4 protein-coding genes and 2 pseudogenes are annotated in these 4,890 nt (G+C 50.0%); 1 reads left to right on the forward strand and 5 read right to left on the reverse strand.

Going from position 1 to position 4,890, the window contains the following annotated elements; all coding sequences use genetic code 11:
- A pseudogene (locus PX484_RS10485) lies at nt 1–126 on the forward strand (IS982 family transposase); the annotation flags it as partial.
- A 122-nt stretch (nt 127–248) separates the two neighbouring features.
- On the opposite strand, the gene PX484_RS10490 reads toward PX484_RS10485, so the two are convergent.
- From PX484_RS10490 to PX484_RS10510, 5 genes and pseudogenes are all read right to left on the reverse strand, one after another.
- Nucleotides 249–524, reverse strand: a complete 276-nt coding sequence (locus PX484_RS10490) for an acyl carrier protein (RefSeq protein WP_002799842.1) — start codon at nt 522–524, stop codon at nt 249–251.
- Between the two features lie 4 nt (nt 525–528).
- On the reverse strand, nt 529–1,503 hold the full coding sequence (locus PX484_RS10495) for an acyl-CoA desaturase (protein ID WP_287670892.1): 975 nt from the start codon (nt 1,501–1,503) through the stop codon (nt 529–531).
- Nucleotides 1,504–1,561: 58 nt separating this feature from the next.
- On the reverse strand, nt 1,562–3,412 hold the full coding sequence (locus PX484_RS10500; protein ID WP_288103753.1) for a fatty acyl-AMP ligase: 1,851 nt from the start codon (nt 3,410–3,412) through the stop codon (nt 1,562–1,564).
- Nucleotides 3,413–3,764: 352 nt separating this feature from the next.
- Nucleotides 3,765–3,899: pseudogene (locus PX484_RS10505) on the reverse strand (ISKra4 family transposase); the annotation flags it as partial.
- A 524-nt stretch (nt 3,900–4,423) separates the two neighbouring features.
- Nucleotides 4,424–4,890 (reverse strand): transposase family protein (locus PX484_RS10510; protein WP_502882725.1); only part of this gene is annotated, 467 nt, incomplete at its 5' end.

Below are 4,890 nucleotides of genomic sequence, written 5' to 3' on the forward strand. Positions count from 1 at the left end.
GAACATTCCCGCCACCGCAGCCCTGTTAATTTTTGCGTTAATCTTCTCTGTGGTTTGATTGCTTACTGTCACCAGCCGAAAAAACCCTCCTTGAAGATGGAATGGGCTTTACCCCCCGCTGCTTAACCCGAACTGGGGTTTTCTAGCGGGTTCGAGCGGCTCAGAAACTTTCATAGAAATCTTTGGTGGCGGGGATAAACTGGGGGGAAGGCTCGCGATGTCCGAGCGCCAGGGGAAAGTGGGGAACACTACACGCTCGCTAAATATCTAGCCATAGCGCGAACGCTCGGATACTCCCAGGAGAGACTCGGTTCTAGTTCGTAGCCCAACCAATCTGCCAGATCTGCGGTCATACTAACGGCGGCGGTAGAATCTAGCGCGTAACTATCGAAGGACGCTTCGAGATCAATATCGTCTTCTGCCACTTCCAGAAAATCGATTAGATAGGCGATGAGCCATTCTTGGATTTCCCGCTCGGTTTTTCCCGTTGCGGGGAGCGTAGATAGATTCGGTTGTTCAAGCATGGTTTTAAACCTCCTGTACCGTGGATTTTTTCGCCTCGATCGCCTCCGAGGACGGGGCTTTCACCCCCCAGATCACACCGCCGCTCTCTAGAGCCCGGATCACCCAATACCCGAAGTCCCATTGCCACCACTCCAGACCGAATTTAGCCGAGTTTGGGAAAGCGTGATGATTGTTATGCCATCCTTCTCCTAGGGTCAGAACTCCGACCAGCATCTGGTTAGTGCTTTTTTCCCTTGTCTGAAAGGGACGACTCCCGTAGACATGGGTGATGGAATTGATCGCGTAACCCCCGTTCATCGATAGGAAGAGTCGGGTGATCCCTCCCCACCAGAATCCTGACAGCAATCCCCACCAAGTACCGGTCACGATCCCGCCGATCAATGCGGGGATCACCCATCCCAAGATCAACCAAGTCATATAGCGGTGATTGAGTTTCACGATTGCGGGATCTTTCAATAGGTCTTTCGCAAATACGGAAGCGTTGGTGATCTCCTTGTCGAAGAGCCAGCCGAGATGGGCGTGCCAGAGACCAGGTAGGGTCTTCAAAGCCCGCTCTCCTTGAAAGTGCGGCGAATGGGGATCACCCGGTTGATCGCTGTACTGGTGATGTCGTCGGTGATTGGCGACCCAGTAGATTGGCGGCCCCTGACCAGCCATGGCGCCGAGAACGGTAAGGCTCGCCGCTACGGCGGGATGGGCTTCAAAAGCCTTGTGGGCTAGATAGCGGTGATAGCCGACGGTAATTCCAGTCATGGTCAGAATATACATTCCTACCAGCAGACCGATATCGAGAGCGCTCACCTCCCCGCGCCAGACTAGAAAGAGAGAGCCCAGACATCCCCCGACAGCGAGGAGATTGAATAGCAGTACTCTAGTGCGCTGAATTGAGACTAAACGGGGGTTATTCAGGGTGATTCTCGGCGATTTCCCCGAGAGCGGCGGGGGATTTTCTGGCAGTTTTTCGACGGCTTCTGTCATATTCCGCTCCTGTTTACATTCAAGTTTTCTAATAGCAAATCTGCTGTTTACACTGTTATTAGACCTCTAATCCCGCCAGGGATTCGGGAGAAGGGCTCGAAGTTTCTTTCTCCTGTCCGATCTCCTCTAGGGTTCCCGAGAGAAACTGTTTCCGGCAGGCGTGACGTTGGATTTTACCGCTCGAAGTTTTGGGAATACTTCCAGTTTTAATCAACACCACTTTATGTACCTGTAAATCATGATGCCTGGCGACCGCCTCCCGTATCTGCCGGATCACCGCTTGGCGATCAAGACCCCGGAGATAACTACGCTCCACTTCCTGAACCACCACTAGCCGTTCCCGATCGTCTTCCCCGGTCACGGCGAAGGCGGCCCCCAATCCTGGCCGCAGGGCGGGATGACTTTGTTCGACGGTGAGTTCGATATCTTGGGGATAGTAATTGCGACCCATGAGGATAATGACATCCTTGATCCGTCCCGTGACGAATAGTTCGTTATCCTCAAGAAAACCTAGGTCGCCGGTCCGGAGGAAAGGCCCCTCGCCAGTGTCCGCTAAGTAGGCTTGAAAGGTTTGTTCCGTTTGGGAAGGACGCTGCCAGTAGCCCTGAGCCACCGATCCCCCACCTACCCAGATCTCGCCCACCCGCCCCGATGGACAACGGGTTAGGGTGGTTGGATCGACGATGGCGATCTCTGTCTCTAGCCAGGCTTGTCCGCAACCCACCAAATCTAGCCCCTCGCTGGGGTTCGGAACGATCCGACCTTCCTGTAGGTCTTCTGGTCGCACCCGCACATAGACTGGAGGAGCGGGGAGCCGACCGCCGGATACCATGAGCGTGGACTCGGCGAGACCATAACAGGGATAGAAGAAATGCGGGCGGAATCCACTGACTGCAAATTTAGCGGTAAACCGTTCTAGGGTGGTGCGTCGTACTGGCTCGGAACCGTTATAAGCACTGAGCCAACTGCTCAGATCCAGTGATTCCGCCTCCGGTGTGGAGAGCTTGCGGGTACAGAGATCGTAGGCCGAGTTCGCGCCGCCGGAATGGGTGGCTCGATAGCGATCAATCGCCCGTAACCAGCGCATCGGTCGCATGAGAAAGTGCACCGGGGGAATAATCACCGCAGGAAATCCCGTGTAGACCGGTTGCAGGACTCCATCGATCAGGCCCATATCGTGAAAACTGGGTAACCAAGTCACCGAGACACTTTCTGGGGTCAGTTCAAAGGATCGCCGGATCGACTCCGAGTTGTGTACGATGTTGCCGTGACTCACCATGACCCCCTTGGGCGTTCCCGTCGAACCAGAAGTATACTGGAGAAAGGCTAGATCCTGACTGGCGATGGCGACCTCTCCCCAGTCCTCGGCTCCCCGTTCGTCGAGGATCTCGGTGGCTAGACAACTCACTTCACTCAAGGCTGGAGTCTGCGCTAACCACTGTTTGATCGTCGGTTGTAGGGATGCCGTAGTCAGGATGACGGTAGCCTGCGCGTCGGAGGTAATCGAGAGGAGTCGGTTCATCGAGCGATTAGCCCGGGGAGGATAGGCGGGAACCGCAATCACTCCAGCGTACAGGCATCCGAAAAAGGCGGCGATAAATTCTAGTCCCGCAGGGTAAAGCAGCAGGGCCCGTTCGCCACGGACGGTTCTTTTCTGAAGTTCACCAGCGATCACCCGCGCCTGTCGATCTAAACTCTCATAGGTCAGATGGCTCGACTCGGTTTCTCCATCGGCCAGAAAAGTATACACTCGCTCTCGGGGTCGTTTTTCCGCTCGTTCGCGGAGAATATGTATGATAGTTAAAGAATCATGAATCATCATCGCTTCTTTTGTGGGATGTTTAAAACCTCGACCGAAACTAACTTTTGCATACGATGCACAGTTAGCATTCATACCTTGATTCGGCAACGCCTGATTATTTTGTCCGCGACTTTACAGGCATCATCTCATATTGTCAATAAGCATTTATGCTTAATAATAAACGAAATGTGCAACTCAGAACTACAGAATCAGAGTTCTAGACGTTAATCTGATTGTGCTGATTTCTGAAAGCCTTGTACTCTCGGTTCGGGAATCACTATAGGTAGTGTTTCAATGACTGATCAAACCTACCCGTAGTGGTATTAGTTCAACTTATGCCACTACAGGCAGTGGATAGCTTAATCCAAAAACACTATATGTGGAAAATGAGCGCACCGTCAGTTGTAAATCAAGATTAAAAAATTAGTTGCACATGGAGTTAATGAGGTAAATAAAGAAGTTAAAAAAGAGAACCATTCGGATAGGCACAGCGATGACGGAGGACTTGCGGTACATTGCCAGAATTCCAACTTGCACCAGTAATTTTAAGACAAAAACCAATTTGTTTCACTTGAGATTCAACAGAGCCAGAACCAGATGCTCCCATCCTACAGGAACTAATGAGAGGGATCATCTCACCCAAGAAATAAGTATTTATACTTATAATTTGCTGAATAAGTTCCCAGAGCGAATCCAGAAGCCACACAGTTGGTAAAATTGTAGTTTAGTCGCTTAGTTTCTGAATTTTATCTGGCGATCAAAGAGCGGAAGTGCAAGGGTTTTGAGTCCCTCGGCTCGATTTCTCAACCTTTGTTTCTGACACTTTTCTGGAAAAAAAGCCCAAAACCCTTTTCCAGCAGGGTTTCCACTGATATTCAGCCAGCCCTACCTACATCCAATTATCAGTTATGGGTAGTTGTGGTTTTCTCTCTACCATTCCCACCCTAGCTTTACGCCCTACCCTATCAGGGATTTAGGCTATTCTTGGACTAGAAACAAATCGCACCCGCAAACGCGAGATGCTTACACGCGGTTGTTCATACATTTGTATTAATTGAAAACCGATAATTTCTCGGCAGTGGATATTTCTGTAATATTGCTCAAGGGGTGACAGAACAGTTAAAAAGCTTGCTTTATAAGGCTCATAGCCGTTAACCCTTTGGAGAAATAAGGGTTTTTCTGGGGTTTGAGGCGGATCAAAGAAAAGGCAAGTTCCGAGAAAGTATCCATCGACTCAACCCAAAAAGTACCATAAGTACCTATCCAAAAATCACTATGTCTTTCAGCAGAACGACTAGATTCTTTGAGGCGACAAATATAAACACGGTGGGGTAAAATATTGAGTTCTTGACCCCGTATCGTATTTAAAGAATAGGCGATAGCAATCAATAAAACAAGAGCTAAAAAGCGAGGTTCACTAACTTTAGTCTTCTCGATATTATAACCTCCCGTTTTACAATCTTTGAACATAGCTTCAATGCCAAAACGAGATTCATATAACTTTAAAGTCTTCTCTAAAGAGTCAAGATTAGTAAGAAGATACCAGGGAGCTTCGGCTTGTTTACTACGATAGCGTCTCTGACCGC

The organism is Microcystis sp. M49636_WE2 (assembly GCF_030065375.1).
GTDB classification, from domain to species: domain Bacteria; phylum Cyanobacteriota; class Cyanobacteriia; order Cyanobacteriales; family Microcystaceae; genus Microcystis; species Microcystis aeruginosa_C.